The 4,917-nt window shown below is 43.9% G+C and carries 3 protein-coding genes and 1 rRNA gene; 3 read left to right on the plus strand and 1 reads right to left on the minus strand.

Annotation, left to right across the window (positions count from 1 at the left end):
- Positions 1–94, plus strand: a 5S ribosomal RNA gene (gene rrf / locus J3A84_RS15160); the annotation flags it as partial.
- 139 nt (positions 95–233) lie between these two features.
- Positions 234–1,544, plus strand: coding sequence for an NAD(P)-dependent oxidoreductase (locus J3A84_RS15165; RefSeq protein ID WP_207600896.1), 1,311 nt, complete (start codon positions 234–236; stop codon positions 1,542–1,544).
- Between the two features lie 49 nt (positions 1,545–1,593).
- Here the strand turns inward: J3A84_RS15165 and cls are convergent, their stop codons facing one another.
- On the minus strand, positions 1,594–3,057 hold the full coding sequence (cls, locus tag J3A84_RS15170) for a cardiolipin synthase (RefSeq protein WP_242694295.1): 1,464 nt from the start codon (positions 3,055–3,057) through the stop codon (positions 1,594–1,596).
- Positions 3,058–3,304: 247 nt separating this feature from the next.
- Here cls and J3A84_RS15175 point away from each other — a divergent pair, with 247 nt between their 5' ends.
- Positions 3,305–4,462 (plus strand): galactokinase, encoded by a 1,158-nt coding sequence (locus J3A84_RS15175; protein WP_207600897.1) that lies wholly within the window; start codon positions 3,305–3,307, stop codon positions 4,460–4,462.
- Positions 4,463–4,917: the final 455 nt, after the last annotated feature.

Raw genomic sequence — 4,917 nt, forward strand, 5'->3', positions numbered from 1 at the left:
TACACCCGTTCCCATTCCGAACACGACGGTTAAGCCTTTTAGAGCCCATGATACTGCAGGGGAGGCCCTGTGGGAAAGTAGGTCGTCGCCAGTTACATGGCTCCAAGCGCAAGCTTGGGGCTTTTTTGTTGTCTGGAAGTTTAAATGTTTATGATATCCTTGACAAAAAATAACAAGTGTGACAAGATTATTCAGTATATAAGTAAGAATAATGAGATGTGAGGGATAGTAAGATGGAATCAGAAGGATTATATTTAATTGATGTCGACCAGGGATATACCATGGAACAGGCGGTGGCAGAAGCAAAGAGGTGTCTGAACTGTAAAAATCCAACCTGTATTACAGGGTGTCCTATTGAAAATCATATTCCTGAATTCATTAAGGAAGTCTCCAAGGGGAATTTCGGGGAAGCACGGGAGATTCTTGCTAGGAAGACCAATCTGCCTGCAATCTGCGGAAGAGTATGTCCTCATGATCTGCAATGTGAGGGGCACTGTATTCTGGCCAAAGCGGGCAAGGAAATCAAGATTGGTAAACTGGAAAGGTTTGTTGCGGATTTCGATCACTCTATGGGACTGATCAATGAGAAGATTCCGAGAAAGACAAGGGGGAAGGTTGCCGTCATAGGGTCAGGTCCAGCAGGACTGACCATAGCAGGAGATCTGGCAAAAGACGGATTTAATGTGGTGGTTTACGAAGCTCTGCCGGAGCCAGGTGGAATACTGCTTTATGGAATTCCTGACTTCCGCCTTCAGAAGGATGTTGTTAGAAGAGAGATTGCGAAAATTGCCTCCTATGGTGTAACCTTCATGAATAACATGGTTGGTGGGGAAGACTTCACCGTAGATACTCTTTTTGAGAGAGAATTTGATGCCGTATTCATAGGAACGGGTACCAATGTCTCCAATAATCTGGATATCCCTGGGAAGGAACTTCATGGAATAGAACTATCCTCCTATTTTCTAAGGACCTCCATGCTGGCCAACGAAGGTAAGCTCAATGGTGAAGAGGTCATCGTCAAGGAAGGCAATCGCGTTATCGTCATCGGCGGCGGGAATGTCGCCATGGATGCGGCAAGAACTGCTGTCAGAATCGGAGCGAAGGAAGTCAGCGTAGTATATAGAAGAGATGAGGAAGATATGCCTGCCTCCAAACTGGAATACGAAGATGCGCGCAGTGAAAATGTCAGATTCCGTTTCAGAAACACACCCGTGGAATACATCGGTAGAGAAGGCAAGGTGACGGGGCTGAAAGTGAAGACGGATGCTGGAGAGGAAATTCTTGAAACAGATGTTGTTCTTGTAGCCATAGGCAGCAAGCCTGCCAGACGAATCGTATCCACAACGGAAGGGATCGAAGTGGACGAGAAAGGATACGTTATCACGAGGGAGAAGCCTTACGGCATGTGTACACTGAAAGGGGTGTTTGCCGGAGGAGATGTGGTGCATCAGCCCGCTACAGTTGTGCTGGCAATGAAGGAAGCCAAGAAAGTGGCAGAAGGTATTGCAGCTTATGTAGATGCCAAGAAGCTTCTGGATTTATAGAACATGAAAAGAGACTACACTCCTCACAGAATGTAGTCTCTTCTTCATATCAGAATAAAAGCGAGAAGATCCGGAAGAAGCTTTCTTTTAAATGGGTGAAGATACTGCCCTGGTTGTATTCATCCAGGGTGAGCATCCTGCTGACAGCCATGTCATCGTAGAAAAGACCTTCCATTTTCGCTGAAGTCAGTTCATCATAAATTACAGCATTGACTTCGTAGTTGTAATAAAGGCTGCGCACATCGAAGTTCGCTGTTCCCAGCGTGCAGATATTGGTATCTACAACGATGGCCTTGTTGTGATAGAATGCGGTCTTGTCATAGAAATAAAATTCTCCCCCCACATCCAGCAGTTCCTTGATGTAAGTCATGGAAGCATGGCCAACGGGAGGGTGGTCATACTGTTCAGGGAATACGATCTTAACATCGATTCCAGATAAGATGGCCATCTTCAGAGCCTGCATAAGGGAGTCTGATGGAATGAAGTAGGGCGTACTGATATAGATCTTCTCCTTTGCGGAAGTGATCATCTTCAGAAACAGCTGCTCTATGGTTGAGTAAGGGGATCCGGGTCCATTGTAGATCAGCTGCATGGGCAGATAGTTCGTCACGGTGTTTGTAGGGAAATAATTGCTTAAGTCGCCTTCACGCTTGTAAGTCTGTCTTTTCTTGTCATACTCCCACTTCTTTGCTTCCTCATTGATGGATAGGACAGAAAAGAAATCATCGAAGAACAATGCCTGCAGTCCGAGAACAAATTCCCCTTCGACTCTTGCATGGGTATCTCGCCAGTATCCGAATTTGGATTCGCCTCTGTATTCATCACCGATATTGTTTCCCCCCAGATAGCCTGTTTTTCCATCTATGATGACGATCTTTCTATGATTGCGATAGTTGATGGAGGTATCGACGAATTTACTGATACTGGCAAACTGAGCACTGTAAGTAACCAGCTCAATACCACTCTCCCTGATTTTCTTCAGATATTCCTTATCAAAGGTACGTCCGCCTATTTTATCCATGATGAAACGAACCTTGACTCCTTCTTCGGATTTTCTTATGAGAAGATCGAAGATCTGTCTACCGATCTTATCCGATTTCACGATATAATACTCCATATGGATGTGATGTTTGGCAGAAGCAAGATCTTTAAGAAGATCCTCGAATTTTTCAACGCCATCTTTATAGATTTTTATGTCATTATAGAGAAACATCGGGCTGCCGTTGCCCATGGTGACCATTTTTGCCATTTCCAGATGGGGCCCGGCATATTCTTCGAGACTGGTCTTGACGAAATCCACCATTTCAGGGGATAGTCTTTCTTTCAGGTTTTTTGACTTCCAGTTTCTTCCAACAAGGAAGTATAGTATAAGACCCAGAAAAGGAACCAGCATGAAAATGAGAAGCCAACCGATGGATTTCTCTGGCTTTTCTCTGTTTCTGAAAATAATCGTTAATGAAATAAGAAAATTGATGATGATAACAAGGACCGATGCTACATTATAGAAACTCAAAAGATTATCCTCCAATCAGATTTCGTTGCCTATATTGTCTATTATAATATATATTCTCATGGCGAGGTTATCTTTACAGTAAGTTATCAATATGATGAGGACAGCTTCTATGATATGAGGAAGAAGACGAAGCAATCGCTAAAATGTCAGGTGAAAAACAGGATAAACGGCTATAATATAGGTACAGCCATGTTGCAGAGAAAGCAGAGCGGACAGATGGATGGGTAGTGAGTAAAAGGAGTTAATTATGGAAGTGAAGACTGGTTTCAGAAGAACCTATCAGGAAAACCCGGAAGGGATTTATTTTGCGCCGGGAAGAGTGAATCTCATTGGCGAACACACGGATTATAACGGAGGAAACGTCTTTCCCTGCGCACTGACCATCGGAACCTATGCTGCAGTGAAAAAGAGAGAAGACCGGCTGATCAGACTTTTCTCGGAGAACTTCCCGCAGAACGGCGTGATCCAGTTTTCTCTGGATGAACTGGTCTATGACAGAAGTCATGACTGGGCCAATTATCCGAAAGGAGTCATCAAGGTCTTTATGGAATCAGGTTACATCATCCCTTGCGGAATGGATTTCTATTACAGCGGAAACATTCCCAATGGAGCCGGGCTTTCTTCATCCGCATCCATAGAAGTGGTCACCGCATTGATCCTGAAGGAGCTTTTCCAGTTTTCTGTTGAAATGATTGAACTGGTCAAGTTATGTCAGAAAGCGGAAAATGCGTTTATCGGCGTGAACTCTGGAATCATGGACCAGTTTGCAGTGGCTATGGGTGAAAAAGATAAAGCCATTCTGCTTGATACGAATTCTCTGCAGTACAGATATGCTGATATCCGGTTGAAGGATGCATCCATCATTGTAGCTAATACGAACAAGAAGAGAGGGCTGAAGGACTCCAAGTACAATGAGCGTAGAGCAGAATGTGAGGAAGCGCTCCGAAGACTTCAGAAGAAGCTTCCGATCCATGCACTCGGGGAACTTACATCGGAAGAATTCAATCAGTATAAGTATCTGATCGAAGATCCGGTTCTCATCAAGAGAGCGCTGCACGCAGTGACGGAAAATGAAAGAACACTTCTTGCGGTAAAAGCTCTTGAATCAGATGATATTGAAGCCTTCGGAAAACTGATGTATGCATCCCATGCGTCTCTCAGAGATGATTATGAAGTGACAGGAGATGAGCTGGATGCACTGGTGGAGGCTGCTGCTGAAGTGGATGGAACCATCGGATCTCGAATGACAGGGGCAGGATTCGGAGGGTGCAGCGTGTCTATCGTGGAGAATAATTCTGTGGATAATTTCATCAGGACAGTGGGAGAAAAATACAGAAATCGGATCGGCTATGATGCGGATTTCTATGTGGTATCCATTGGACAAGGAGTGCATAGGGTGGAATAGTGCGGAAAGAGAATCAAGAATGCAGGGTTTATTTCGGATTTCAGATTCATGCATGGATTTCTTTTTCATCCTATGTTCTTGAGTGCCATATGATAACGAAGATGGGGTATTTATCAGGGCTGGATTTTGAAATATTTTAGAAAAAACCTGTTGACATGTTCTTCCAGAGCATGATATTATAGACAAGTCGCTTGAGACAAGTGATGAAAACAACACACACAGTTCTTTGAAAATTAAACAGAATATAGGTAAAAAACCAAAGTACCTTTTCGAGTAATCGAGAAAAACATCTTCGAGCAATTAGAAGATGGGCAGCCGGGTGACCGGGTGCAAAAACACTTCCATCACGGAAGTGGAATTCAAGCAATTGAATTCAAAGCTAGTGTAATGAATAGCTAGTTCAAACTTTAAAATTGAGAGTTTGATCCTGGCTCAGGACGAACGCTGGCGGCGTG

This window comes from Proteiniclasticum aestuarii (genome assembly GCF_017368455.1).
Taxonomy (GTDB): Bacteria; Bacillota; Clostridia; order Clostridiales; family Clostridiaceae; genus Proteiniclasticum; species Proteiniclasticum aestuarii.

Bases quoted from the DNA above. Each gene is read 5' to 3' on its own strand.
- J3A84_RS15165 (WP_207600896.1), top strand. From the start codon at position 234: ATGGAATCAGAAGGATTATATTTAATTGATGTCGACCAGGGATATACC.
- J3A84_RS15175 (WP_207600897.1), top strand. From the start codon at position 3,305: ATGGAAGTGAAGACTGGTTTCAGAAGAACCTATCAGGAAAACCCGGAA.